Source organism: Hymenobacter arizonensis (assembly GCF_900115775.1).
Classification (GTDB): domain Bacteria; phylum Bacteroidota; class Bacteroidia; order Cytophagales; family Hymenobacteraceae; genus Hymenobacter; species Hymenobacter arizonensis.
This window is the reverse complement of the sequence record NZ_FOXS01000007.1, coordinates 128,544-153,999: the sequence shown is the minus strand read 5'-3', so window position 1 is coordinate 153,999 and position 25,456 is coordinate 128,544. Positions and strand designations below refer to the sequence as shown.

Genomic DNA, 25,456 nt, shown 5'->3' with positions numbered 1-25,456 from the left:
CCCCGGTACCGCTAGGTGTCGGGGCTTTTTTGGGGCCGCAGGAGTGAGTCTGGGCATAAGTAGAAATAGGGCTTTAGGGGTAATGGTTGCTGATGGAACGAGTCCGATTGAATCGATTTCAGCGACTACTTACCGCCCTAATCGTATCTTTAGAAGCAAGGTTGAGGGAAATGCGTAAAATGCGCATCGCATACTCGGCCATCGTGAATGAAATACCGTTTTTGGCTTTTGGCGTGTACTGCGCTGCTGGCCACTGCTGGCTGGGCCGCGGCGCCACCTGCTTCGGCAGCTTCTGCCACACAGCCGCTTGCCAGCCAAGTAGTCGAGTTCTTCTCGTATTTATTTAGCCCAATGGGTTTCCCGGCCCGCTGGCATTGCGGGCACTGGACCAATTTTCACGGTTGGCTCTACATTGCTTCCGACCTGCTCATCTGGGGGGCTTATTTCGTTATTCCTTTCCTGCTCATCAACTTCATCCGGCAGCGGCGCGACATGCCTTTCGACCGGATGTTTTGGTTGTTCGGGCTGTTCATTTTTGCCTGTGGGGCCACGCACCTCCTGGATGCCCTCATCTTCTGGGTGCCCGTGTACCGCCTCAGCGGCCTAGTGCGGCTTGTCACGGCGGTGGCATCCTGGGGCACGGTGCTGGCCCTCATTCAGGTGCTGCCCCGCGCCCTGCAATTGCGCAGCACCTCCCAGTTGGAAAGCGAAGTGCAGCAGCGAACTGCTGAGCTAGCCGCAGCCAACCAACAGCTGCAGGAAGTGGCCGAGCAGCTCATGCGCCGCAACGCCGAGTTCACCACCCTGGCCAACGTGATTCCGCAGCTGGCCTGGATGGCCGAGCCCAATGGGCACATCTTTTGGTACAACGAACGGTGGTACGACTACACCGGCACCAACCTGGAGCAAATGCAGGGCTGGGGCTGGAGCACAGTGCACCACAAAGACCACATCGAGTCGGTGACCGAGCGCTGGAGCCACCACCTCAAGGCCGGTGAGCCCTGGGAAGACATGTTCCCGCTGCGCCACCGGGACGGGGAATTTCGCTGGTTTCTGTCGCGTGCTCAGCCCGTGCGGGGCGACGACGGCCGCATCACGCGCTGGTTCGGCACCAACACTGATGTGACTGATATGCAGCAAATGCAGGAGCAGATTCAGCAGAGCGAAAGTCGGTACCGCGTGCTCATGGAGAGCATCCCGCAGCTGGTGTGGACGGCCAACAACGCCGGCGAGCTCACCTACTGCGACGGCCGCACCGTGGACTACACCGGCCTGAACGCCCGCGACTGCTCCGGCCGCTCCTGGCATAGCTTGCTGCACCCCGACGATGGCCCCACCGCCCATGCGCAGTGGCAGCAGGCCGAGGGCCACTTCGAAGGTGAATACCGCCTGCGCAGCGCCAACGGTGACTACCGCTGGTTTTTGGTGCAGGCCCGGCTGCTCGACAGCCAACTGGGCTCGCCAACAGCGCAGTGGTTTGGTACCTGCACCGACATCAACGAGCAGCACGCCCTGCGCGAGACCTTGCAAGTGCAGAACAACGAGCTGGCCCGCAGCAACCGCGACCTCGACACCTTCGTGTATGCCGCCTCGCACGACCTCAAGCAGCCCGCGCAGAATCTGGCGGGCCTCTTCGATGAGCTGCAGCGCACGGCCACCTTCCACGACCCCGAAGCCAGCCTGATGCTGGGCATGGTGAACGGCTCAATGGAGCAGCTGCTCGGCACCATCCAATCGTTGACGGAGGTGGTGCAGGTGCAGCGCCACGCCGAGGAACTGCCGCCCGAACCCGTGCAGGTGCAGCCGCTGGTGGAAGAAACCATCCGGCTGGTGCAGGACTCGGGCCCAACCCAAGCCACCTGGGAGCTGGACTTCTCCGCTGTGTCCGCGGTAGTGTTTGTGCGCGTCAACCTGCGCAGTGTGCTTTACAACCTGCTCAGCAACGCCTTCAAATACGCTGACCCCAGCAGGCCGGCCCACATTGCCGTCCGCACCGAGCTGCACGACGGCGTGCCGGTGCTTGTGGTGCAAGACAATGGCCTGGGCATGAACCTGGAGCGCCACGGCGACGAGCTGTTCCAGCTATTCCGTCGCTTCCACGACCACGTGCCCGGTTCGGGCGTCGGGCTCTACCTCGTGCAGCGCCTTGTGGAGCAAGCCGGCGGGCGTTTGGAGGTCGAAAGCGAGGTAGGGCGGGGCAGTACGTTCCGGGTGTTTCTGCACGCAGGGTAGTGTAAGGAGAATGCAGGTTAGCGCATACTGTGATGCAGTGCACCGCGTCTCGCGTGTAGAGGAAAGTTCTCTCTGACGACATAAAAAAAGCCCAGCCTGATAACAGGTCGGGCTTTCTGCTAAATCAAAAACCGGGCGCGCTAGGCGGGCACGTTCTGCTTTTCCAGGTCGAACATCTCGCCCAGAATGGCTACCAGCTTATCGGCCTCGTCGCGCTTGCAGGCAGATTTCAGGTGCAGCACGTGCTGCTTCAGAATCTTCTGCATCAGCGAGCGGGTGGCTTCGTCGAGGAGCTTGCTTTCGGCAGGGGTGGCTTTTTTCTGGTAGCGGTCCAGCTCGGCCTGGCGCAGGGTTTCGAGGCTGGCCTTCATCTTTTGGATGAGCGGCGAAACCATCATTTCCTTGGCCCAGTCTTCCAGGCCCGCAATGCTCTCGGCAATGATGGCACGCACCTGGGGCACGGCCGCCAGGCGGGTTTGCAGCGCCGCCGAAGCCTTGCTCTGAATGGCGTCGATGTTGTAGACCAGCACGCCGGGCACCTGCTCCACATCGGAGGCAATGCTGCGGGGCACGCTCAGGTCCACAAAGAACTTGAAGCTAAGTACGTCGAGGTGCTCCACCAGCTCGCGGGTGAAGAAAGGGTCGGCGCGGTTGATGGACGAGATGATGACGTCGGCCTCCTTCAGGGCGGGCACCAGTTCTTCGAAATCCACGAGGCGCATGCCACATTCTTCGGCCAGTTCTTCGGCCTTGGCGCGGGTACGGTTGCAGATGGTGATGTCGCCGAACGCCTTGCTGGCGGCCAGGTGCCGGCACACGTCGGCCCCAATTTCCCCCAGGCCTACTACCAATACGCGGGGGTTGGCCACGTCGGCGGTCAGCTCTTCTACTAGTTCGAGAGCGGCGTAGCTAATGGACGCAGCACCGTCGCGGAAGCTGGTTTCGGTTTGCACCCGCTTGTTGGTGAAGAACACCGTGTGCAGCAGGCGGTGCAGGAAGGGGCCCGCCGCGTCGGCGTCGGCCGACCACTGGTAGGCCGTCTTCACCTGGTTGCTGATTTGCAAGTCGCCCACTACCTGGGCGTCGAGGCCCATGGCTACTTCGAAAAGGTGCTGGGTAGCAGCGGTGGCGTCGAGCAGAAGGTCGAAGTAGGGGAGGAAGGCGCCGATGTCGGTGCGGTCCTTGAGGTGGCCGAGGGCGAGAATGATTTCACGGCTGCGGTCGTCCTCAGCTGCGTAGTAAACCTCGGTGCGGTTGCAAGTGCTCAGCACCAGCAGGTCGGAAAGACCCAAGTCGTGGTGCAGGGTGTGCAGGAAACGGCGACAAGCGGCCTCGTCTAGAGAAAGCAGCTCGCGGATGGCCAGCGGCGCTTTCTTGAAGGATAGGCTAACGGCCTTGAAGGGATGGGACATAGATTGGTCGACACGAAATCGGACTACAAAATTACGGCAGGATTTCGTACAATCTATCAACAACCAAGGCTCATCAAGGGTTCGCGCCCCAAACCTGATGAATATCATGAATACAAGCCCCTAAAAGGCCCGCAAAGACCCCTGAGCTTGCGCTACTTGACAAAAATCAGTTAGTCGACGCGCTGGGGTCGGCTGTGGGGCGGCGCCCGGCCATGGGGCCCCGTACCTTTGTGGCATGCTTTCCCAAAACTCAATCGCTACCAACTCTTCACTCGCTGCTACTACTGTTCCGGTTGCTTCGGGTGGGGGAGGGGTGGTAGGCAAAACGGCTTCGGCGACCCCTAAAAACCCACAAAAACCGAATGGTCCGGCGCCCGCGGTCACCACGCCCATGGCCTGGGTGCTGCTGTTGGTGCTGGCCACCATCTGGGGCACGTCGTTTATTCTGATGAAAAAAGGGCTGGTCGTGTTTTCGGCCATGGAGCTGGGCGCTACCCGCGTGAGCGTGGCGGCGCTGCTGCTGCTACCCTTTGCCCTACGGCACGTGGGCACGGTGGAGCGCAGCCGTTTTAAGTGGTTGGCGGTGAGCGGGGTGGTAGGCACGCTCATTCCGGCCTTTCTGTTTGCCTACGCCGAAACCAAGCTGGCCTCCGGGCTGGCAGGAGTACTCAATGCCCTCACGGTGGTATTTACCCTGCTGGTGGGCGCCCTGCTGTTTGGGCAGCGGCTCACGGCGCTGCGGGTGCTGGGCATTACGCTGGGGCTGGTGGGCACCGTGGTGATGCTGCTGCTGGGCGGCAGCGGCGGCACCGACACACCCACGGGCGAGGGCAATGCCTGGTACGGCATCTACATCCTGATTGCCACCATGGGCTACGGGGTGAGCGTGAACGTTATCAAGCACAAGCTGGGCGGCATGACGCCCATGGCCGTTACGGCGGTGCTGCTCCTGCTCATTGGCGGGCCGGCGCTGGCCTACCTGCTGGTGGGCACGGACTTCCTGCACAAGCTGGCCAACGCGCCCGGGGCCTGGGTGGCCTTCGGCTACATTGCCCTGCTGGCCACCATGAGCACGGCGGTGGCCATGGTGCTCTTCAACAAGCTCATTCAGCAGTCGACGGCGCTGTTTGCGTCTTCCAGCACGTACCTGATTCCGATTGTGGCCCTGGCCTGGGGCGCGCTCGATGGCGAAGCTTTCAACCTCTGGCACTTCGCGGGAATGGTAATTATTCTGGCGGGCGTGCTCATTATTCACCGCGCTAAGTAGAGCTTGGCTTTTCGGGATTCAGCGTACGCCCGCGGTCCGATGCCCTAGGCGTCCGACCGGTTGTTGCCAGCACAATCGGTATCCGGAATTCTAACGACAACCGGTCGGACGCCTAGGGCGTCGGACCGGAGCTTGTGACGGCGAAATTGCTTTCAAAAAGCAGCAGTGATGGCAAGCTGCCCCCACTGGTGCGTGCGGGCTCCCTTAAACTCTGGCGATACCCACGTGGAGTTAGCTGCCAGGCTGAAGCCTTGGTAAGCCAGCACCAACCCGGTAGTGTTGCGCAGCAGCGCGCGTTCCACGGCACTGGCCGGCAGCACATAAGGGTTCGACTGATTGAAGAGCCCGCCCTGCAACGTGGCATTATAGCCCACCAAACGGCCTTCCAGCGAAGTGTGGGCGTAGAGCTGCCACTGTGGGTGGCCGGCCCGGCTGGTGGTGCCCGCCACGCCCAGGCTGGAAAAGTAGGGCTGCAGCAAGCCCACACGCAGCTGGGCTCCGGTGCTGGCATACGTGTAGAGCGTGCTCAGCGAAGCCTCGGCAGTGCCAATGACCTCGGCTACGCGGCCGGCAGCCAGCAGCTGGCGCTCGTACTGCAGGCGGTACCCGAGCACGGCATCGGTTTGTATTTGGTAGTCCCAGCCGCGCGGCGTGGGGTCGTTGGTGGCGCGGTGAATGGCGGTCTGGAACTCCTTGGCCAAGGCAGCGGGACCAATAAACCCGATTTCCACCGCTGAAGTAAGCCGCTGCCGCTGGGCGGGTTGGCTGCTGACGCGGAAGAAAGAAGCGTACATATACGCCGCGTAGGGCCGGTCGCCGACGCGAATAAACGGGTCCTGAATGCGCAGGGGCGTGAAGCCGTCGTAGTGCAGCGTCAGGCCGTGGTGCTGGGTGCTGCCGGCTGGCCCCCGCAGCAGGAACCTTTGGGTGGGAAGGCGGGCCAAGCTGGGCAACACCAGCGTGAGCGTCATGCCCTGGGTGAAGTAGTAGTCGGTGCGGTAGAAGAAGTCGTTGGCGTAGGTGTAGCGCAGCAGGCGGTCGGGGCTGGTGGGGCGCAGCGTATCCGTCGGGGCGGTGGTGGCCCACGCCGGGCATGCATTGGCAAGCAGCCACACAAAAAGAAACGAAAGCGGGAAGCGCATGGCGGGAGCAGGCAGGAAGCCGGTTGGCTCCTGCGGGGCACATACGGTTGGGCGCGGGCTTACGGGTTGAGGGCAGGCTATATTTCCGGCTTAGGTAGGGCTACTCCTGAAACCGGGCGGGGAGCCCTATTGCGCTTTGGTGCTTCGCGCTGCGACTTAGTTAAAAAATGCGTTGCCGGTAGTAGTTAACTTGCACTTTACTAACATACTAGAGCGTGCGGTGTGAAAGCTTGCTGGCAAGAAGCACGTTTGAAGCGCCTTTTTAGCACAAAAATCTTTTTTTTGCTTTGCTAAAGACAAAAAGTAGCCTTTCTCGTAAACTAGAAATAATCCTCTAACAAGAGGCTCGGCGGCTACGGAAATCCAGCATAGCGGTTTATGAGCGACATTTTTCAATTAAAAGAAAGCGAGCAGCGTTTCCGTGCCTTGTTTGAAAATAACCCGGACCTGGTGTTGTTTCAAGACCGGGAAAGTGTCATAATTGACGCCAATCCAGCGTACCTGGACGTGTTGGAAAAGTCGCGCGAGGAAGTAGTCGGACGGTCATTTAGTGAGTTTTTGCCGCCGCACCTGCGGGGCCTGTTCGCACAAAAGCTGCGCGAAGCCTTCGAAGGCCACAAAGTGAATTTCGATGTGGAAGTGCAGTTCGAGGGCACCAACCGGGCGTTTGTGTTTGCGGTCACCAAGGTGCCGTTGGTGGTAGAGGGCGTGATTACGGGTGTGCACGCCGTGATGCGCGACATGACCGAAACCCATGCCTCGCACCAAGTTATCCGGGAGCAGGCCCACAAGCTCAGCACCATCTTCGAGAGCATTACCGATGCCTTTTTCCTACTGGACTCGCAGTGGCGCTACACTTTCGTGAACAGCGACGTAGAGCGGCTGCTGGGCATGAAACGGGAAGACTTGTTGGGCCGCACCATGCAGGAAGTGTTTCCCGAAGAACAGCACGGCGTGTTTCAGGAGCGTTTCCAGCACGCCTTCCAAACCAAGCAAGCCGTGCATTTTCAGGCCTATTTCGAGCGCATGAAGCTGTGGCTGGAAGTCAAGGCCTTTCCGTCGTTGGAAGGGCTTTCGGTGTATTTCTCTGATGTCACGGACAAGGTGCGCTCGCAGGAAGAGCTGTACCGGCAAAACCAGGATTTGCAGCAGTTCACCTACATCGTGTCGCACAACCTGCGTGCGCCCCTGGCCAATGCTCTGGGGCTGGTCGACTTGCTCGGCAGCATCGACAAGCACTCGCCCGACTACGACGAAGCCCTGCACAACCTAAAAGCCAGCACCCTGCAGCTCGATACGGTGCTGCGCGACATGAACACCATCCTGTCGATTCGGGACAAGCAGGACGTGAACGAGCCCGAACGCGTGCCCCTGGTGGATGTGGTGCAGCAGGCCCGCCTAAACTTGGAGGAAGCCCTAGCGCAGTGCCACGCCGAGGTAATTCTCAACATTCCGCCCGATTTGCACGTGCTCGGGAACCGCGCGTACCTGTATAGCATTTTCTTCAATCTATTCTCTAATTCCGTTAAATACCGCTCCGAAAAGCGCCCGTTGCAGATTACCGTGACGGCCACGGGGCGGCCCAGCCAGGGCGTCCGCGTGCTGTTTGCCGACAATGGGTCGGGCTTCGACACCGACAAAGCCGGCCCCGACATCTTCCGCCTCTACAAGCGCTTTCACACCGCCCAGGCGGGCCGCGGCATGGGCTTGTACCTCGTGAAAACCCACGTAGAAACCATGGGCGGCAAGATTGACGTGAGCAGCACCGTGGACCAAGGCACCCAATTTATCTTGAACTTACGCTGAGTCCAGCATGGATACTTTATTAATTGACGACGACTCCATCGGTGTGTTCCTCACCGAACGCCTGCTGAAGCGGGAGGGCTTTGATGGAAATATCACCTCCTTCTCTTCGGCCCAAGATGCCCTGGAGCACCTGCAGGCCGCCGAGCCCAACAGCCTGCCTCAACTCATCTTTCTGGACCTCAACATGCCCGTGATGGACGGCTGGGAGTTTCTGGACGCCCTGAAGCCGCAGGAAACGCAGCTGCTGGGGCGCTGCCACGTGTACATTCTTACCTCCTCGCTGGCCCATTCGGACGCCTGCCGCATCCGCGAATTTCCGTTGGTGGCCGGCCTCATTCACAAGCCCCTGGACGCGGCCCAGATTCACGCGGTGCGGGCCCAGGTGGAAGCGGCCGCTAGCCTGCGGTGAGGAAGGGGCCGGCGCGGGCGGGGCGCTGCCGTCAGCCGCTATAGCGGCAGCCGAATGTGGAACGTGGTGCCCTGGTTTTCCTTGCTCTCAAAGGAAATGGTGCCGTTGTGCAGCCGCACCAACGACTGAATAATGGACATGCCCAGGCCGGTGGTTTTTTCGCCACGCAAGCCCGGCCGCCGGGCTTTGGTGAACTTCTCGAACAGCACGGGCTGCAGCTTCTCGGGAATGCCAATGCCGTCGTCGGTCACGGTTACCAGCACGTGGTGCTGCTCCAGCTCCACGGTCAGGGCAATGTGGCCGCCCTCTTGCGTAAACTTGATGGCGTTGGACAGCAGGTTGTTAATCACCTGCAAAAACTTGTTGTTGTCGAGCTCCACATACACTTCCTCGGGGGTGCTGCGGAAGCTGAAGCGCTTGGCCACCAAGTGTTCGGACCGCTGGTAAGTTTCCATTACCTGACGGAGGTTGGCCGCCAGGTCGACCCGGGCGCGCTTGAGCTGCACGTTGGCCGACTCCGCAAACTCGCTATCCACAAACTCGCGGATGAGGTTCACGCTGTCGCGGCAGGTGTCCTGCATCACGTTCACCATCTTTTCAAGCTGCGGGTCTTGCAGGGACTGCGTGCGCTCCTGGAAAAAGCTGGCCAGCTGCTGCAGCATATTGAATGGCCCGGCCAGGTCGTGCGAAAGAATTTCCAGCGTGGTGTTCTTCTTGGCCATGAACTTGTCGGCGTTGCGCGTGTACTCGTGGTCCACGGTCACGTCTTGCACGCTGCCGCACAGCAGCACCTGCCCGTCGCTGGCCACGCTGCGGCGGGCGCGCAAACACAGCCACTGAATGGGCGCGTTGGGTTGCCGCTGCATGCGCAGCAGCAGGTCGTCGTGCAACTCGCCTTTAGCCAGGTCGCTCAGGCAGCTAAGGGCGTATTGCTGGTCTTCGGGCGGCAGGCAGCTAAGTAACCACAGCAGGTCGTCGTTGACGGTGGCCAGCTTACCCGGCGGGAACATTCGCTCGTAGGTGTCGTTGACGTAGAGTACCTGACCAGTGCTGACGCTGTAGGCGAAAAGAAGCATGGGACTTCCCTCCAGCAGGTGGCGAAACACTTCTAATTGGTCAAGCATAGTATATCGATGGAAGGAGCGGCATGAGCCACATGCTTCTATTTCCCGTGTGCATTGGGGTCACCCGAAGGTAAGAGGCAGCGCTGTAGTATCCGGCCCTAAGTTACTATTCCTTTTGCATCGCCATAATGGCCCGCGTCAACCGCTTCAGTGTGAGTATAAAACGAAGTATGCCGCTAGCCGGATTTGTCACGCGTAACTCATTAGGAAACACGTCGTCGCATTTTTACAATATTGCAAATTGCAATAGTCATAAATTCAATCTGTATATTAAATAAACGCGACGCCGCCCATGGGTTTGGTCGTGGCCCAACCGGTATTGCGAAATGGAACCACAGGACTTTAGGCCATCGACCCCGCTGCTAAACGTAGTAGAACGTTATCTGGCATTTGAGGAAAAGGATGCGCCATTAGGTCCGGCTACGCACCTAGAGGGGGCGTCGCCCATTCACACGATTGTGGTGGTGCTGGCTTCTGCCGTTACTCTCGACGGCGCCGCTTTGTCTTTGCCGGTCGTATACCGCCGCATTGGCCTGCGCTACACAGCGCCCACCGGCATTTTTGGAATATTGTTTCGGCCATGCGGCTTCAACCGGCTGCTGGGCGTGTCGGTGCCAACAGAAACACAACTCCCCAATGGGGCCGACGACGCTGTGGGCCGCTTTATTCAGGCCCTGGCCCAACAGGTGAGCGCCGCACCCACCCACACCCAGCGCGTAGCTGCCGCCGAAACCCTGATGCTGGCCGAGCTAAGCCGCCGGGAGCCCCAGGCCTTGGTTATTGAAGCGTTGATAACTTTTGTGCTGGAACGCCACGGCCAGCTGAACGTGGCCGAGATGGCCCAAAAATCCAACCTGAGCCGGCGGCAACTTGAGCGCCGCTTTCGTGATGCCCTGGGGGTGCCGCCCAAGCTATTTGCCGAGATGACGCGCTTTGCCTACGTGTTCCGGCTGCTGCACGAGCAGCCCCAGGCCAACTGGGCAGATATAACCTACGCCTGCGGCTACTTCGACCAAGCGCATTTCATTCGGGAATTCCGGCGCTTTACCGGCGAAACGCCCAAAGCCTACTTTGCGCAGGCGCCCCATAGCAATTAATATTGGCAGCAGACGCATTTATACAATGGGATGAATAATTGTAACTGTACCTTTGCCAAGCCTTACCGATAGTTCAGTCCTGCCCACGGCAGCGAAGGCCATAAACGGCCTCATAGTACCCCATTTAGCCCTTTGATGGGCCCTTAAGCAGCGCGGGACAGAGTAGCAGGAGCTACAGATATACTCGTCTCGCCGCGAGAGCAAAGCACGGGCTATGCCCCGCGGCGCCTTTCTTCTCGCAAGTCATTTCGCGTCGGGGGTAGCTCAGTTGAAAAGAAGGAGAGCGTTGTTTCGGGCAAGCCCGATGCTGGGGCGATGAAACGTGGCAGGTGCTGGTCGGACAATCGCAACCGGGCTGGCCTGCTACACCGTGAAAAGTTGTGCACCATTACTCATCTGTTACACTCTGTGCTATGAAACCCTTATTTCTGCTTAAAGCCGCCCGGCAGCACTTGCCGGTCGTGCTGCTACTGCTGCTGCTGCCGCTGGCAGGCGCCCAGGCCCAGTCGGGCCCGGTAAATGCCGCTCTGGCCCCGCTCACTGACGATGGTAGCCCATGCCGCAGCGCCACCCCCGTGGTTCACTATTACAACATGGTCCAGTTCGAGGATTTTCAGGACCAGTTAATGAACGACGACATCAGCGCCACCCTCTGCCCCGACCTGAACAAGCGCAACCCCACCGACCGCCGGGCCGAACGCAAATTGAACCGGACCCAGTACCCTGTTACCAAAAATTTGGTGCGGGCCTAGCTTGAGTGCCCCTCCGCGCTGCCATCTCAACCAGCGGGCTCAGCCCTCCGAACCTCTAACCTCCGGCTCTTACCCAGGCCAAGGCAACCGCGAGTTGCGTTGCCGTTGCTTTTGCCTGGCCAGCTTTTCTCATCTTCTTTCTGTTTTAAAATGTATTCATCATGAAAAACTTAATTTATTCTGCTTCAGCCCGTTGTGGCTGGCTCGGTTCAATCCTTTTGCTGGGCGCCTTGCTTAGCTTACTGCCTGGTAGCTCGGCCCTGGCACAAGACACCTCCGCCCATTGGGCGGGCGTCAATAAAATTGATGAGTTTAGATACAAGGTCTGGGGGTGCAATCCGGCCTCCTTGCGCGGAACCGTGCGCTTGGTTAACGCCAAGGGCGACGTTTTACACGTGATGAGCAGCACAGACATCAGCTTCGGACAGCGGCTCAACGTCAGTGAGCTACCCGATGGAGAGTACAAGTTTTTGGTGACCATAGGCAAAGAGGTGCACAGCTTTGCCCTCAACCTACAAACCCTCCCGGCGCGCTCCCTGCAGCCGGAGCGCCTGGCGCAGGTAAGTCCTGAACTGATGCCGACCGACCGCAGCATAGCGAAAACGAAAATGTTCCGTCGTCAAGCCGAGCGCGCCAAAGCTGTACGCGCCGATAAGTCCTGAGCCGGTCCTGCATTGCCACTGGTGCCACTTGTGCCCTGCCGCAACCATGGGCCGCGCCCCCGTGAAGCTCCCCAATTGCCTGACTCATAAAAAGAGCCCCTCGCGACTGAATCGCGAGGGGCTCTTTTTATAATAGTTCTCGGCTCAGGTCTGAGCTATACCGTGGCCGACCGTTGGTTCAGCTTGGAGTTTGAGTATCCGTAGCCGAAATACACGGCCAGGCCAATGAGCAGCCACACAAAAAACAGCGTCCAGTTGCTGATGCCGAGCTGAGTCATCAGGTACAGGTTGATGAGCAGGCCGAGCACGGGCAGGGTAGAGAGGCGCTTGGTGAATGACACCCAGGCCAGCGCAATGCAAAACAGAAAGAACACCAGCGTGGGTATCTGGTGGGCAAAGCCGCCAGTGATGCTGCCGTCCACCGGGTCGGTAGTCAGCCAGCCGCGCTGCCCGGTCACGTCCAGCCAGAACTCGTGGTTGTCGGGGGCGTTGTAGCGGAAAATCAGGAATGCACCCAGCGCCAGGATGAGCGGCACCAGAAAGCGACCGTTGATGTAGGGCACCCGGAAGCGGGCCTCCGAACGGCCGTAGGGGTCGATGATGAGGATGCCGCCGCACACCAGCGCAAACGCGAACAGCGTGCCGATGCTGGTGAGGTCGACCACCAAATCCATGTTCAGCACCAGCGCCGGCACGGCTACAAAAAAGCCCGTGACAATGGTGGCAAACGAGGGCGTGTGGAAGCGCGGGTGAATGCGCGAAAACACCTTCGGCAGCAGCCCGTCGCGGCTCATGGTGAGCCAGATGCGCGGCTGCCCCAGCTGGAACACCAGCAGCACCGAAGCCATGGCAAATACCGCACTCACCGCCACCAGGCCCGAGAGCTTGGGCAGGCCCACTTCAGCAAAAACAAACGACAGGGGGTCGCCCACGCCGAGCTTGGTGTAGGGCACCATGCCCGTGAGCACCATCGTAATAATCACATACAGCACCGTGCAGATGATGAGGGCGTACATCATGGCCTTGGGCAGGTCGCGCTGGGGGTTTTTGCACTCCTCGGCCGTGGTCGAAATGGCATCGAAACCAATGTAGGCGAAGAACACCGCAGACACGCCTTTGAGCACACCGCCCACGCCATTGGGGGCGAAGGGCGTCCAGTTGGCCGGCTCGATGTAGAAGGCACCCACGGCGATAACCACCACGACCACAATGAGCTTCAGCAGCACCAGGATGTTGGAAGCCGTCTTGCTTTCCTTGATGCCCACGTACACCAGCGCCGTGATAGCCACCGTGATGAGGAAGGCCGGCAGGTCGGCAACCAGGTGCCAGTCGCCGAACAGGCGCGGGGCAGTGGTCCAGATTGTGTAGCCTTCTATTTGGGCTGCGGTGGCCTGCGAAAGCGGCAAATTGGCCTGCATGAGGGCCATCACGGCGTGGTAGCCCTGGTAGGCGCTTTGGGTGCCGGTGCTGAGGTAGGCCGGTATGTGCAGCCCCATGCCATCGAGCAGGCCGGTGAAGTAGTCGGACCAGGATATGGCCACCACGATGTTGCCCACGGCATACTCCATGATGAGGGCCCAGCCGATTATCCAAGCTGCGAGCTCGCCAAACGAAGCATAGGCGTAGGTATAAGCCGAGCCGCTAACCGGAATGGTAGCCGCAAACTGCGCGTAGCACAGCGCCGAAAACGCGCAGGCCACGGCCGTAAATACAAACAGCAGCGACACGGCCGGGCCGCCGTCGAGGCTGGCCTTGCCGATGGTGCTGAAGATGCCGGCCCCGATGATGGCCGCAATGCCAAGCGCCGTGAGGTCGCGCACGGTGAGGTGACGCTCCAGGCCCCCGGAGGAGTGGCCTTCGGCGTCGGCGGGTGGATTTTGGAGGATGGCCGCGATGGTTTTGCGGCGAAACAAGGACTTTTCAGAACGCATGAAAGGTGGGAGGGACGGGTTTGAAGGGCAAAAGATAACGCCCTATTGCGGGTTGTGGCCCGGCAAGTCCCTTCGGCTACCTCAGCGAAGCAGGTTGGTGAGGGCATTGCCCGCCACGTGCAGCATGACCGGGCTGCCGCCCAGCCGCACCGGCATGCCCACCGAAAACTGGCCCATGCCATTGCCAAAGCTATTGGATTGCATGCCGCGCATGGGGAGCGGGGCAAAGCCCGGATTGGCGGGCAAAGCCACCCCGCCGGGGGTATAAAGCGGGTCGGCGTTGTAGGCCTGCAACCGATAAGGAGCAAAGCTGTATTGAATAAACCCTCGGGTGCGCGCTTTGGGGCCCACCATGTAGCGCAGGTACGGCTGCACCGAATAGCCCATGCCGCCAGCGGTGGCCAGCGCGGGAGTGTAGTTGCCCAGCACGTAGGCGCCCGTCAGGAAATTGCCCTGGCTGGGCGGCGCCGGCGCCGGAATCTCAAGCCCTACTGCAGTTGTTGCGCCGGTTTGGGCCTGGCTCAAGGTCGGCAGCAAGCTTAGTACGACGGCAGCGGCGGTGCAGTAAAGGGTTTTCATGGCAGGGGCGGGCAAGAAAATGAGAGAGCAGCAACATTCGTGTAGAAGCTAATATACAGGAATTTGTAGTCAAGTGTTCGGGGAGATTTTTTGCCACAGCGCAACAAAGGCCATAGGCACGTGTGCAATCTGCGTGTTGCAGGCATCGGTCAGGAAAGGCCCTCAACCGAACCGCCCCGACATATGCTAACCACCCGCCTCGCCATTCCGCAGCCCTGCGCCGAAAGCTGGGACGCCATGCGCCCCGCCTCAAACGGCCGCCACTGCGCCGCCTGCCAGAAAACCGTGGTGGACTTTACCCTAAAAACCGACGCCGAAATCCTGGCCTATCTCGCCGGGGCCGCCAGCACCCGCACCTGCGGGCGCTTCGCGGCGGGGCAGCTGGACCGGCCGTTGCAGCGCGCCGTGCCGGCTGCCCCAACGCGGTGGCGGGCTTGGCTGGGGGCGGCCGTGGCCGTGTGGGGCCTGCGGGAAACGGCAAGCACCGTAGCACCTGCCCAAACCTCCACGGAATGGCGCTCCCAGTATTGGGGCGGCCCGGCGCCAGCTACCCCGCCTCCAGCTATTCCTGTTACCCCTGTGCAGAACACGGTTCTGCCGGCCGCACTACAGACAGTGGCAGGAGACGCCACTGTGCCAGATTCTGCTCATCCGTTGTTGGTAGCGGCGTCGTCAGTGATACGCGGTACAGTCACCGATTTTTCTACCGGAGACCTATTGCCTGGGTGCACGATACTCATAAAAGGCACCGAGTTGGGGACTAGCACGAACAGAGAAGGGAAATTTGAGCTGACGGTGCCAGCTACCCTGGCTGGGGTGCGAGAAATAACCCTCGTAGTTTCCTCAGTTGGCTGTGTAACTCAGGAACGTACACTGCGCACAGATTACGCAGTAGAACAAGCGTTTCGACTCCAAACCGACGTAAAAGGGATGCTTTTAGGCGAAGTCGTTATGCTACAGCCAAGCAAGTTGCCGCCCGCTCCCTGGAAGCTGCGTCACCTGTATTACTGGAGTAAATACTGGGTCACGCAGCCTTTTCTGTAAGACTAGATTGCACAAACGCAGGCACTTCAAAAGCTGCTTTTTGAGACTTTTCTACCATCGGTTTAGGCGGGGTTAAGTTTTTCTATATGCCTCAGCCGCATAAAACATCTTTATGTTCAGCAACATAGGTCCCAATCCCATTCTCTCCATCCCTGAGCCTTGCGCCGAAAGCTGGGATGCGATGACGCCCACCAGCACCGGGCGCCACTGCGCCGCCTGCCAGCAAACGGTGGTGGACTTCACCCAAAAAACCGATGCCGAAATCTTAGCCCTGTTAAATGCGGCAGTGCGTGGCCGCACATGTGGGCGATTCCGCCAAGAACAGCTAGCCCGGCCACTCCAACCGCTAGAGGTGCCTGCGTCCCATCGTTGGCGGACGTGGATGGCAACAGTGGCGGCCGTGTGGGCCTTGCGGGAAGTGGCCAGTCCGGCGGCCCGTGCCCAAACTCCAAGCGTCCAGCACCACACTGCGGAAGGGAAAAAGAGGCCCATAAAGTCGCAGTCTCATTCTGCTGAAACGCGAATAAGTGGAGTCGTGCGAGACTCCTCGACGCAGGAAGCAGTGCCGAACGTGGCCGTCTTCTTGAAAGGGGAGAAGCGGGCGGTTGCCACCGATTCCTCGGGCCGCTTTAGCCTGCTAGCACCCAAAGGCCGCAACCCGAAAGTCCCACACACCCTTGTTTTTCACGCCGCCGGCTATATCTCCCACACCATGCATCTGCCTGTTGATGGGAAGGCGATTTATAGCATCGCTGTTGCGCTGCGGCCCGACCCCTCCGCGGCTGGAGCTGAAATAGTAGCTTCTTATCCTGGACAGCAGCAAATGATTGTTATGGGCCTGTTGCCGTTGCCGGCCTACCCTGCTCAACTACTGCCTGCATTACCTGCCAAGAAGCATCGTTCTTCTTTCCTGCAAAAAATTACCCGTCTATTCCGTTCGAGTTAGACCTCGAAACGCCCGCCCGCAAAATCATTACTTTAGCCCCATGGCTACCTCCCTCCGCATCTCCATTCCACAGCCCTGCGCCCAGCCCTGGGCCGCCATGACGCCCACCACCGACGGCCGCCACTGCGCCGCCTGCGCCACCGAGGTGGTGGACTTCACCCGGATGAGTGATGCTGAAATCATGACTTATCTGGCCCGCCAGTCTGGCCGCCCAGTGTGCGCCTTGGCTCGGGTCCCGCAGCTGGTAGCAGCTCCGGCCAGCCGCTGGCGGCGTTGGGCGCTGGCCGGGTTGGCACTGCTGGGCTGGCAGCCCATAACATTTTGCACCACCAAGCCGCCCCAGGAGCTGCCCGCCCAGGCCACTGCGGCCAGCGCTACCAATCCGGATGCCTCGCAGTCGCAGCAAATCATCATCCGGGGCCGGGTGCTCGACGGCGACACCAAAACCGCAGTGGCCCAGGTCAATATTTTCCTCAATGGCACCCAGTACGGCACCGTTACCGACGAGCAGGGGCAGTTTGAGCTGATGATGTCGCCAAGCTGGGCGCCCATTGCCGGAGGCACAGTGGAGCTGCGGTTTGTGGGCAACCCGTTTGACTTTGTTGAGAAAATTCTCAGCGTGAACACACGCAGCACTCCCCAACCGGAGCCGCTGGTGGTCCGAATGGAATCGGTGCCCAACCGCGGGCAGGTGATGGGCAAAATCCGGATGCCGGAGCCGCCCGTAACGCCGCCCAGGCAGTAGCGCTGAAGCCGGAAGCGCCACCTTCAAGAGGGAATTAAACCACTCTCAGAGGTCTAAAGCAAACCTTTCGGCCTCCAAAAGCCTTTTGGCAGGGTATGAGATTCCTGCGCTTCACCCTGCTGCTTGCTATTGCTTCGGCTTGCTCCATCCTTAAGCCCACTACCAAAAACGATGTCTTCCCCGGCCAGGCCCAGCTGCCGCAGGAGGAAGCGCCGCACGTAAAAAACTCCCTGGAGTGGTGGTACTTCACCGGCCATTTGAAGGACGTAACCACGGGCGAAGACTTCGGCGTGGAGTACGTCTTTTTTCACTTCAGCCCCGACGGCAAGAAGGACTACCAGATGGTGAACTTCGCCATGACGGACCCGCAGAAGCAGGATTTCAAGTACGATTATTATCTGGATAAGCTAGCTGTGCCGCTCACTGCCTCCCTGCCCATCAACCTCACCCAGCGCAAGAACGACCAAACCTGGACCCTCACCGGCCAGGAGGGCCGCTACAAGCTGCAGGCCCGCATGACCACCAAGGGCCCCAACAACCAGGCTGGCCAAGCCATCAGCCTCAGCACCACACCGGCCAAGCCTGTGCTGCTGCACGGCGGCACCGGCTACGAGCAATACGGCCCCGTGGCTCAGGCCGGCTACTATAGCTACCCGCGCCTGGCCACTACCGGCACCATTGAGGTAGGCGGCAAAACCCATCAGGTCACTGGCGAGCTGTGGTACGACCGGCAGTGGAACTGCGGCGGCGTGAACAAGCGCAACGTGGCCTGGGACTGGCTCAGCATCCAGCTCGACGACCCCAAGGAGGAGATAATGCTCTACGCCGTGCACGAAACCAAAACCGGCCAGCAAATTAGCGGCGGCTCGCATTTCGGCCCCAAAGGCGAAAACCTGCACCTGGCCGAAAGCGACTTCACGCTGGAGCCCGTTACGTACTGGACCAGCCCCACCACCAAGAAAAGGTACCCGGCCACCTGGCACATCACCGTACCTAGCAAAGGCTACGACCTGACCGTGACACCCCTCGTGCCCCACCAAGAACTGACCTTACAGCTTTTCAAAGTGCTGAAGTTGAGCTACTGGGAAGGCATGTGCCGGGTAACCGGCACTCAAAACGGCAAGCCCGTAACGGGCAACGCCTACGTGGAAATTACAAACCGGTAAGTAGCGCGGAAATGGTGAAACTCCCCTCCTTACCAAGGAGGGGACGCCAGCGCGAAGCGCTGGGTGGGGTGGTTGTGGGCGTCCGAGTCGTTGAGCGGAAATCGTTCAGGTGTCGTTCAACGAGTACAACCACCCCCGTCCGAGCCTAGCGGCTCGAACATCCCCTCCTTGGTAAGGAGGGGAGTGGCACGGCTGTCCTTATTGGTTCAACACCACCCTAAAAGTAGTGCCGCGGCCCATCTCGCTCCATTTCACGAAAAGCCGGCCGCCGTGGTAGTTCTCAATGATGCGCTTGGCCAGTGCGAGCCCCAGGCCCCAACCGCGTTTTTTGGTGGTGAAGCCGGGCATAAACACGCTTTCCAGCTTGTTACTCGGAATGCCCTTGCCCGTGTCGGTGATATCAACGGCGACCTGGCGGGCCGGGGCGCCACGCCGGTACCAGGTGCGGCGGGTGCGCACCCGCCGCAAGTGCAGCGTGATGGAGCCGCGGCCGTCCATGGCGTCCACCGCGTTTTTGCAGATGTTTTCAATGACCCAGTCGAACAGCGGCACGTTGATGCGGGCCGGCGTATCCATCGGCAGGTCAGATTCAATCCTGAACACTACCTTCTTCGAAACCCGGCTCTGCAGGTATTCGATGGCGTTGCGGGTGGTGTGGTACAGATTTTCGTCCTTGAGCACCGGCACCGAGCCGATGTTGCTGAACCGCTCGGTGATGATTTCCAGGCGCCGAATGTCCTTGCCCAGCTCCTCCACTATGGGCTCGTCCTTGAAGCGGTCGGAGTCGCGCAGGTAATTCTGCCAGCCCACCAGGCTGCTGAGCGGCGTGCCCAGCTGGTGGGCGGTTTCCTTGGCCAAGCCCACCCACACGCGGTTTTGCTCGGCCCGCCGCGAGGAGCTGAACGCGAAATAGGCAATGATGCCCAGGCAGCCAATCACGATGAGCTGCACCAGCGGATAGGTGCGCAGCTGCTGCAGCAGCTGCGAGTCGCGGTAGTAGATGTAGTTGACCTGCCCCGCTCCAAATTTCACCACTATGGGCTGGTGCTGCTGCTTCATGCGCTGCAGCTCGTCGTGGAGGCGCTCCACCGAGTCTTCCGGGGAGGTGCGCGCCGGAATCTTAACGTTTTTCGCGGCCAGCACATCATTGCCGTCGCTGCTGAGAATAACCGGGATAGTAGCGTTGGCATCCACTATCTCGCTGAATACGAAGAGTGTATTAGAGTCCTGCTCAGAGTTGATGATGAATTCCTGGGCCTTGGCGTAAAGCTGAATCTGCTGTTGCTCCCGTTCCGAAACGCGCTGCACCAGCAAGTTGGTGTAGACCACGGTGGCCGCCCCAATGAGTAGGGCCAGCACTGCAATCAGGATTTTGAGGCGCGACTTTTGGTCGTAAATCGGAAGAATCATGTAGTAGCGCGAACTTGTAGTCCGCGTTCCCGAACGACAATCGTAAAAACTGTTTGTAACGGCGCGGGGACGCGAACTGCAAAGTTCGCGCTACTGGCACTATCCCACCATTACGGCATCGCTGCTGGCAATTTCCTGCAGAATGCCATACACCACGTCCGGCGTTTCGGCATTTACCAGGCTGGTGCGCCAGGTTTTGGCGCCCTCCAGGCCGCGGAAGTAGTGCGCGTAGTGGCGGCGCATCTCGAAAATGCCCACTTTCGGGCCCTTCCACTCCACGCTTTTGTCGAAGTGCATCTGGCACATGGCCACCCGCTCTTCCAGCGTAGGCGGCGCGAGCAGCTCACCAGTGGCCACGTAGTGCTTGATTTCGCGGAAAATCCAGGGGTAGCCGATGCTGGCGCGTCCTACCATCACGCCGTCCACGCCGTAGCGGTTTTTGTATTCGAGGGCTTTCTCGGGCGAGGTAATGTCGCCGTTGCCGAAGATGGGAATGTGAATGCGCGGGTTGTCCTTGATTTTGGCGATGAGGCGCCAGTCGGCATCACCTTTATAGAGCTGCGCCCGGGTACGGCCGTGCACGGTGAGGGCAGCAATGCCGATGTCCTGCAGGCGCTCGGCCACTTCTTCCACGTTCTTGGTGCCCTCGTCCCAGCCCAGACGGGTTTTCACGGTCACGGGCAAGTGGGTGTTGCGGATAACGGCAGCTGTCATCTGCACCATCTTCGGGATGTCCTGCAGCAGGGCGGCGCCGGCGCCACGGCAGGCCACCTGCTTCACCGGGCAGCCGTAATTGATGTCAATCAAATCGGGCCCCACTTCGGTGCTGATGGCTGCGCACTCGCCCATGGTCTCCACGTCGGAACCAAAAAGCTGAATGCCAATAGGCCGCTCGTAGTCGAAAATATCCAGCTTTTTGCGACTTTTCGCAGCAGCCCGAATCAGGCCTTCCGAGGAAATAAATTCGGTGTACATCAAATCGGCCCCGTTGGCCTTGCACACGGCGCGGAAAGGCGGGTCGCTCACGTCCTCCATGGGGGCGAGCAGGAGCGGGAAGTCGGGAAGCTGGATGTTGGGACCGATGTTGACCACGGGTATTGGGTTGATTTGGGGGCGTCTGTCATCCTGAGCCGCGCGAAGGACCTTATCACGTCCGCGTCGATTGAACTACGGCAACTGGTTCATCCGTGATAAGGTCCTTCGCGCAGCTCAGGAGGACAGCCGGCGAAAAGTGCTGTAATTACTGACTGGGTAAGCCCAAGTTAAATTCTGCGGTAAATTTACGCCCTTCCCAACTAGTCTGCTGCTATGAAAGGTTTCCTGCCCCGCACCCTGCACCCGGGCCTCCAGTTATTGATGCTACTGGTAATGATGATGGGGGGCTTTTGCGTATCCTATGCGCTATTCTTTGCGGTAGCGCAGTTTGGGTATGGCTTGTCAGTAGTGGAAGTCACCAAGGCCGTGGCCTATCCGTCCTCCTATCCGCAGGGCTGGGGCTTGCTAATGACTTTTCAGGCCATGGTGCTGTTTTTTACTTTTTCAGGTGGTGCGCTGGCCTTTGCTTTAGCGATGGGCTACGGTTGGAGCGAATATTTCAGCCCGCGCCGCTTGGGCGAGGGCTGGTGGCTACTGGCGGCCGCGGCGCTCATTGTCATCATTCTGCCCTTCATGTCCACCCTCATTGCATGGAATGCGGAGGCCAAATTCCCCAGCTTCCTGCACGATTTTGAGGTGTGGGCCCGCGCCAGCGAAGACCGTGCCCAGGGCCTCACCAAGTACCTCACGCGCTTCAACTCCACCACGCGCTTCTTGGTGGCGTTGCTAGTAATCGCCGTGGTGCCAGCCGTGAGCGAGGAGCTGGTGTTTCGGGGCGTGGTTCAGAAAAACTTGGTGCGGTGGTTTTCGCCGCACGTGGGCGTGTGGCTGGGCGCGGCCATCTTCAGCGCCATTCACATGCAGTTTTTTGGGTTTATGCCGCGCTTCGTGCTCGGGCTGGTGCTGGGCTATCTGTACCTCTGGAGCGGCAACCTCTGGGTATCGATAATGGCGCATTTCACCCAGAATGCCTTTCAACTGCTGATACTCTACCTCACGCAGCGCGGCCAGTTCGGCTGGGGCTTCGACCCCGACGGCAACGAGGCGATGCCTTGGACGCTGGTGGTACCATCGGCGCTGCTCTCGGCTGGGCTGCTCTACTTCCTCTACCGGCGCATGACCACCCCGGCACCTCCCACCCAAATGCTCACCCTCAGCCACGACGGCGTAGACCTGCACCGTCACTAATCCGGCGCCCTGAGCGTAAACTGCTTTCCACTTACCTTTCCGCACCTCCTTATCCCCTCGCGTTGTCGACTTCTACGCCTCCGATTACCCCCGAACTAGCCGAGCCCACGGATAAGAAACCCGGTCCCAGCAACTTGCGCTTGCGGGTTATCTACGCCTCCATCGGGGCTACCATGCTGCTCGGCAGCGTGTGGTTCAGTTCCTGGACATTCGGGTTGTTTTTTGCGGCGGTGCAGGCCAAGATGCTGCTGGAGTTTTACCGCATGATGCGGGCCGCTGGGTATTTGCCGGCCAAGTGGCTGGGGCTGGGCGCCAGCCTGGTGCTTTTCGCGGCTTTCCACTTGTGGCAGGGGCTGCCGGAATATTGGCACGCCCAAGCCAGCAGCACCTTTGTCAAGATTGGCGAAGCCGGAGTGCCCGTCGGGAGCGGCGCCCTGCCCGAGCAGCAAATGGTACTGGTGGGCTGGGCCCTGGCCGGCATCGGGGCCGTGCTGCTCATCCTCTTTTCGTTGCTGATACTGCGGGAGATAGTCCTTTGGCCAAATTCGCCTACCCCATTCATTAATATATCGGTCACGCTGGGCGGCATCTTTTACGTGAGCATTCCGATGGCCTTGCTGCAAGTGCTGGCCTACACTCAGAATTACGCTACCGACTTGCTGCACTACGACTACCGCCGCGTCTTCGCCCTGCTTTTCCTGGTTTGGGCGTCCGACATCGGCGCATACGCCGCGGGCAAGACCTTCGGCAAGCACAAAATGGCCCCGGCTATCTCGCCTGGCAAAACCTGGGAGGGCTGGGCCGGGGGCTTCCTGCTGACCTTGTTGTTGGGCTGGGCCATGGGCTTTCTGCTGCCCGATTTGCCCCTGACGCACCGCTTAGTGGCGGCAGCCGTGGTCGCCATATTTGCGCCCGTTGGCGACCTGGCCGAGTCCATGCTCAAGCGTAGCGTGGGCGTGAAAGACTCGGGCACTATGATGCCCGGGCACGGCGGTCTGCTCGACCGTTTCGATGCGTTTTTGCTGGTGCTGCCGGTGCTGGCACTGCTGCAGTTGCTGGCTGGCTAAAAATTGGACTTGTTATTGCTGCCTGACGGTAGCTGGCGCTTAGTGATTGCGGGCCAGCGCAAGAAGCCATTGGCGCTCAGCCAAGCCGGTTTCTGCATTGAAAAACTATCTTAAAAAACTACCACAAACGTTTGCACCAAAACGGCTCTTCGTCTTGGCAAAAGCAATACCTTTGCGCCCCTAAACCGTACGAGCACTCCCACCCAACACTTTCCTAACCACACAACCGAATGGCAGCCCACCACACTGTGTACAAAGAGCCGGCTCCGATAATGGACCGCGAAAACCCGCTTGAATCCATGATGTCGCGCTTCAATATCGCGGCCGACATTCTGGGTCTCGACGACGCCACCTACAACGTTCTTAAAGTTGCCGATAAGCAGGTTATCGTGAACATTCCGGTAACGATGGACGATGGCCACATTCGCGTGTTCGAAGGCTACCGTGTTATTCACAATACCATTCTGGGCCCGAGCAAGGGCGGCATTCGCTACGACAAAAACGTGCACCTCGACGAGGTGAAAGCCCTCGCCGCCTGGATGACCTGGAAGTGCGCCGTGGTCGATATTCCTTACGGCGGCGCCAAAGGCGGCATTATCTGCGACCCCACTACCATGAGTGCCGGCGAAATTGAGCGTCTCACCCGTGGTTACACCCTCGCCCTGAAAGATATTTTCGGCCCCGACCGCGACATTCCGGCCCCCGACATGGGTACCGGCCCCCGCGAAATGGCGTGGCTGATGGACGAATTTTCCAAAACCAACGGCATGACCTCGCCGGCAGTAGTTACCGGCAAGCCGCTGGTAATGGGCGGCTCGCTGGGCCGCACCGAGGCCACCGGCCGCGGCGTGATGGTGTCGACGCTGGCTGCCCTGAAAAAGCTGGGCCTGAAGCCCAGCGAAGTGTCCGCGGCCGTGCAGGGCTTTGGCAACGTGGGCTCCTGGGCCGCCATCCTGCTTCATGCCGAGGGCGTAAAAATTAAAGGCGTTTCCGATATCTCGGGTGCTTATTGGAACGACAACGGCATCAACATCGACGATGCCATTGCCTACAAAAACGCTCATAATGGTCGCCTGGAAGGCTTCACCGGCGCCACGCCCATAGACCCCGACGACCTGCTGACTTCCGACGTGGACGTGCTGGTGCCCGCCGCCGTGGAAGACGTCATCACCGAGCACAACGCCCACCTCATCAAAGCCAAACTGATTGTGGAAGGCGCCAACGGCCCCACTTCGGCCTCGGCCGACTCCATCATCAACGAGAAAGGCATCATGGTGGTGCCGGACATCCTCGCCAACTCGGGCGGCGTCACGGTGTCGTACTTCGAGTGGGTGCAGAACAAGCAGGGATTCAAATGGAGCCTGGACATGGTGACCGACCGCGCCGACCGCATCATGAACGACGCGTTCGAGAAAGTGTACCAGACCAGCCAGAAGTACAACGTGCCAATGCGCATTGCCGCCTACGTCGTGGCCATCGATAAAGTAGCCCAGACCTACAAGTTCCGCGGCGGCTTCTAATAATTTAACCCCATCCACTGGCGCAGGAAACTGCTTTAATCGGTTGGATGGTAGCGCAAGGCCAACGTTTTGCGCACCAAGCGAACATACGGCCCACTTTACCCGTTGCGGTAAAGTGGGCCGTTGTTTAATTAGAGGGCTTAACTTGCACTCCCGGCGGCCCGATTCGCAACTCGCATGAAGATTCATAAAGAAGGAAGACGCATCCTGTTTGTTACACTGCTTATTTTGCTAGTGCTTAACTTATTGGTATTTAATTTTAACAAAGGTGCTGACCTGTTCAACCGGCTGTTTGCCGGGGCCACGGTCATTGTCTTTCTGCTAATCCTGCAGTTCTTCCGCAGCCCGTTCCGGCACCTGTTTACCCACGAAGACCTGCTGCTGGCGCCCGCCGACGGCAAGGTGGTGGTAATCGAAAACGTGTTCGAGCCCGAGTATTTTGAAGATGAGCGCAAGCAAATCAGCATCTTCATGTCGCCCATCAACGTGCACGTCACCCGCAACCCAATTTCGGGCTTGGTGAAGTATTTCAAGTACCACCCGGGCAACTACCTGGTGGCCTGGCACCCCAAAAGCAGCACCCAAAACGAGCGCACCACCGTGGTGGTGGAAAGCGACGCCGGCCCGCTAGTGCTCTTCCGGCAAATTGCCGGTGCCATGGCCCGCCGCATTGTGTGGTACGTGAACGAGGGCGACGAAGTAAGCCAGGGCGAAGAGTTCGGCTTCATCAAATTCGGCTCCCGTGTCGACGTATTTGTGCCCATCGACACCGAGATAAAAGTGGAGCTGGGCCAGAAAGTAAAAGGTGGTGAAACCGTAATTTGCCAGCTCAAAGTGAAGTAATTACTACTAGCTTGATAAC

At 59.6% G+C, this 25,456-nt stretch carries 22 protein-coding genes; 15 read left to right on the top strand and 7 right to left on the bottom strand.

Annotated elements, in window-relative coordinates; translation table 11 throughout:
- Positions 1–207 precede the first annotated feature (207 nt).
- Positions 208–2,232, top strand: coding sequence for a sensor histidine kinase (locus BMZ66_RS20875; RefSeq protein ID WP_092678038.1), 2,025 nt, complete (start codon positions 208–210; stop codon positions 2,230–2,232).
- Between the two features lie 140 nt (positions 2,233–2,372).
- Here BMZ66_RS20875 and hemA read toward each other — a convergent pair whose 3' ends face one another.
- A complete protein-coding gene (hemA, locus tag BMZ66_RS20870) occupies positions 2,373–3,644 on the bottom strand; it encodes a glutamyl-tRNA reductase (RefSeq protein WP_092678036.1) in 1,272 nt (423 codons plus the stop codon).
- 235 nt (positions 3,645–3,879) lie between these two features.
- Between hemA and BMZ66_RS20865 the strand changes: the two genes are divergently transcribed.
- The gene (locus BMZ66_RS20865) at positions 3,880–4,911 is read left to right on the top strand and encodes a DMT family transporter (protein ID WP_234795190.1); all 1,032 of its coding nucleotides are present in this window, start codon (positions 3,880–3,882) and stop codon (positions 4,909–4,911) included.
- A 152-nt stretch (positions 4,912–5,063) separates the two neighbouring features.
- On the opposite strand, the gene BMZ66_RS20860 is transcribed toward BMZ66_RS20865, so the two are convergent.
- A complete protein-coding gene (locus BMZ66_RS20860; RefSeq protein ID WP_092678034.1) occupies positions 5,064–6,053 on the bottom strand; it encodes a lipid A deacylase LpxR family protein in 990 nt (329 codons plus the stop codon).
- Positions 6,054–6,431: 378 nt separating this feature from the next.
- Between BMZ66_RS20860 and BMZ66_RS20855 the strand changes: the two genes are divergently transcribed.
- Together BMZ66_RS20855 and BMZ66_RS20850 are read left to right on the top strand one after the other, a co-directional pair.
- Positions 6,432–7,859 (top strand): PAS domain-containing sensor histidine kinase, encoded by a 1,428-nt coding sequence (locus tag BMZ66_RS20855; RefSeq protein WP_092678032.1) that lies wholly within the window; start codon positions 6,432–6,434, stop codon positions 7,857–7,859.
- Positions 7,860–7,866: 7 nt separating this feature from the next.
- Positions 7,867–8,268 (top strand): response regulator, encoded by a 402-nt coding sequence (locus tag BMZ66_RS20850; RefSeq protein WP_092678030.1) that lies wholly within the window; start codon positions 7,867–7,869, stop codon positions 8,266–8,268.
- Positions 8,269–8,306: 38 nt separating this feature from the next.
- Here the strand turns inward: BMZ66_RS20850 and BMZ66_RS20845 are convergent, their stop codons facing one another.
- Entirely contained in the window at positions 8,307–9,392 is a 1,086-nt protein-coding gene (locus BMZ66_RS20845; protein ID WP_092678028.1) for a sensor histidine kinase, read from the bottom strand.
- A 326-nt stretch (positions 9,393–9,718) separates the two neighbouring features.
- On the opposite strand from BMZ66_RS20845, the gene BMZ66_RS20840 reads away from it, so the two are divergent.
- From BMZ66_RS20840 to BMZ66_RS20830, 3 genes are all read left to right on the top strand, one after another.
- Positions 9,719–10,489 carry a helix-turn-helix domain-containing protein gene (locus tag BMZ66_RS20840; RefSeq protein ID WP_092678026.1) on the top strand — a complete coding sequence of 257 codons (771 nt, stop codon included), beginning with the start codon at positions 9,719–9,721 and terminating at the stop codon, positions 10,487–10,489.
- Positions 10,490–10,902: 413 nt separating this feature from the next.
- Positions 10,903–11,241 carry a hypothetical protein gene (locus tag BMZ66_RS20835; protein WP_092678024.1) on the top strand — a complete coding sequence of 113 codons (339 nt, stop codon included), beginning with the start codon at positions 10,903–10,905 and terminating at the stop codon, positions 11,239–11,241.
- Between the two features lie 161 nt (positions 11,242–11,402).
- Positions 11,403–11,903 (top strand): hypothetical protein, encoded by a 501-nt coding sequence (locus BMZ66_RS20830; RefSeq protein WP_092678022.1) that lies wholly within the window; start codon positions 11,403–11,405, stop codon positions 11,901–11,903.
- A gap of 155 nt (positions 11,904–12,058) precedes the next feature.
- Here BMZ66_RS20830 and BMZ66_RS20825 read toward each other — a convergent pair whose 3' ends face one another.
- Positions 12,059–13,834 carry an amino acid permease gene (locus BMZ66_RS20825; protein WP_092678020.1) on the bottom strand — a complete coding sequence of 592 codons (1,776 nt, stop codon included), beginning with the start codon at positions 13,832–13,834 and terminating at the stop codon, positions 12,059–12,061.
- 81 nt (positions 13,835–13,915) lie between these two features.
- Entirely contained in the window at positions 13,916–14,413 is a 498-nt protein-coding gene (locus BMZ66_RS20820; protein WP_092678018.1) for a hypothetical protein, read from the bottom strand.
- Positions 14,414–14,596: 183 nt separating this feature from the next.
- Here BMZ66_RS20820 and BMZ66_RS20815 point away from each other — a divergent pair, with 183 nt between their 5' ends.
- The 4 genes from BMZ66_RS20815 to BMZ66_RS20800 all read left to right on the top strand — a co-directional run bounded on the left by BMZ66_RS20815 (position 14,597) and on the right by BMZ66_RS20800 (position 18,314).
- Entirely contained in the window at positions 14,597–15,457 is an 861-nt protein-coding gene (locus tag BMZ66_RS20815; RefSeq protein ID WP_092678016.1) for a carboxypeptidase-like regulatory domain-containing protein, read from the top strand.
- Positions 15,458–15,569: 112 nt separating this feature from the next.
- Positions 15,570–16,403, top strand: a complete 834-nt coding sequence (locus BMZ66_RS25615; protein ID WP_092678014.1) for a carboxypeptidase-like regulatory domain-containing protein — start codon at positions 15,570–15,572, stop codon at positions 16,401–16,403.
- A gap of 40 nt (positions 16,404–16,443) precedes the next feature.
- A complete protein-coding gene (locus tag BMZ66_RS20805) occupies positions 16,444–17,148 on the top strand; it encodes a carboxypeptidase-like regulatory domain-containing protein (protein ID WP_092678012.1) in 705 nt (234 codons plus the stop codon).
- Positions 17,149–17,243: 95 nt separating this feature from the next.
- The gene (locus tag BMZ66_RS20800; RefSeq protein ID WP_092678010.1) at positions 17,244–18,314 is read left to right on the top strand and encodes a lipocalin-like domain-containing protein; all 1,071 of its coding nucleotides are present in this window, start codon (positions 17,244–17,246) and stop codon (positions 18,312–18,314) included.
- A gap of 198 nt (positions 18,315–18,512) precedes the next feature.
- Here the strand turns inward: BMZ66_RS20800 and BMZ66_RS20795 are convergent, their stop codons facing one another.
- Both BMZ66_RS20795 and dusB read right to left on the bottom strand, forming a co-directional pair.
- Complete coding sequence (locus BMZ66_RS20795; RefSeq protein WP_092678008.1) at positions 18,513–19,724, bottom strand: ATP-binding protein; 1,212 nt, start codon at positions 19,722–19,724, stop codon at positions 18,513–18,515.
- Between the two features lie 99 nt (positions 19,725–19,823).
- Positions 19,824–20,816 carry a tRNA dihydrouridine synthase DusB gene (gene dusB / locus BMZ66_RS20790; RefSeq protein ID WP_092678006.1) on the bottom strand — a complete coding sequence of 331 codons (993 nt, stop codon included), beginning with the start codon at positions 20,814–20,816 and terminating at the stop codon, positions 19,824–19,826.
- 216 nt (positions 20,817–21,032) lie between these two features.
- Between dusB and BMZ66_RS20785 the strand changes: the two genes are divergently transcribed.
- The 4 genes from BMZ66_RS20785 (at position 21,033) to BMZ66_RS20770 (ending at position 25,437) form a co-directional block, all read left to right on the top strand.
- Positions 21,033–22,007 carry a CPBP family intramembrane glutamic endopeptidase gene (locus BMZ66_RS20785; protein WP_092678004.1) on the top strand — a complete coding sequence of 325 codons (975 nt, stop codon included), beginning with the start codon at positions 21,033–21,035 and terminating at the stop codon, positions 22,005–22,007.
- A gap of 62 nt (positions 22,008–22,069) precedes the next feature.
- On the top strand, positions 22,070–23,074 hold the full coding sequence (locus BMZ66_RS20780) for a phosphatidate cytidylyltransferase (protein WP_092678002.1): 1,005 nt from the start codon (positions 22,070–22,072) through the stop codon (positions 23,072–23,074).
- Positions 23,075–23,304: 230 nt separating this feature from the next.
- Complete coding sequence (locus BMZ66_RS20775) at positions 23,305–24,594, top strand: Glu/Leu/Phe/Val family dehydrogenase (protein ID WP_092678000.1); 1,290 nt, start codon at positions 23,305–23,307, stop codon at positions 24,592–24,594.
- 177 nt (positions 24,595–24,771) lie between these two features.
- A complete protein-coding gene (locus BMZ66_RS20770) occupies positions 24,772–25,437 on the top strand; it encodes a phosphatidylserine decarboxylase family protein (RefSeq protein ID WP_092677998.1) in 666 nt (221 codons plus the stop codon).
- The last annotated feature ends 19 nt before the right edge of the window (positions 25,438–25,456 follow it).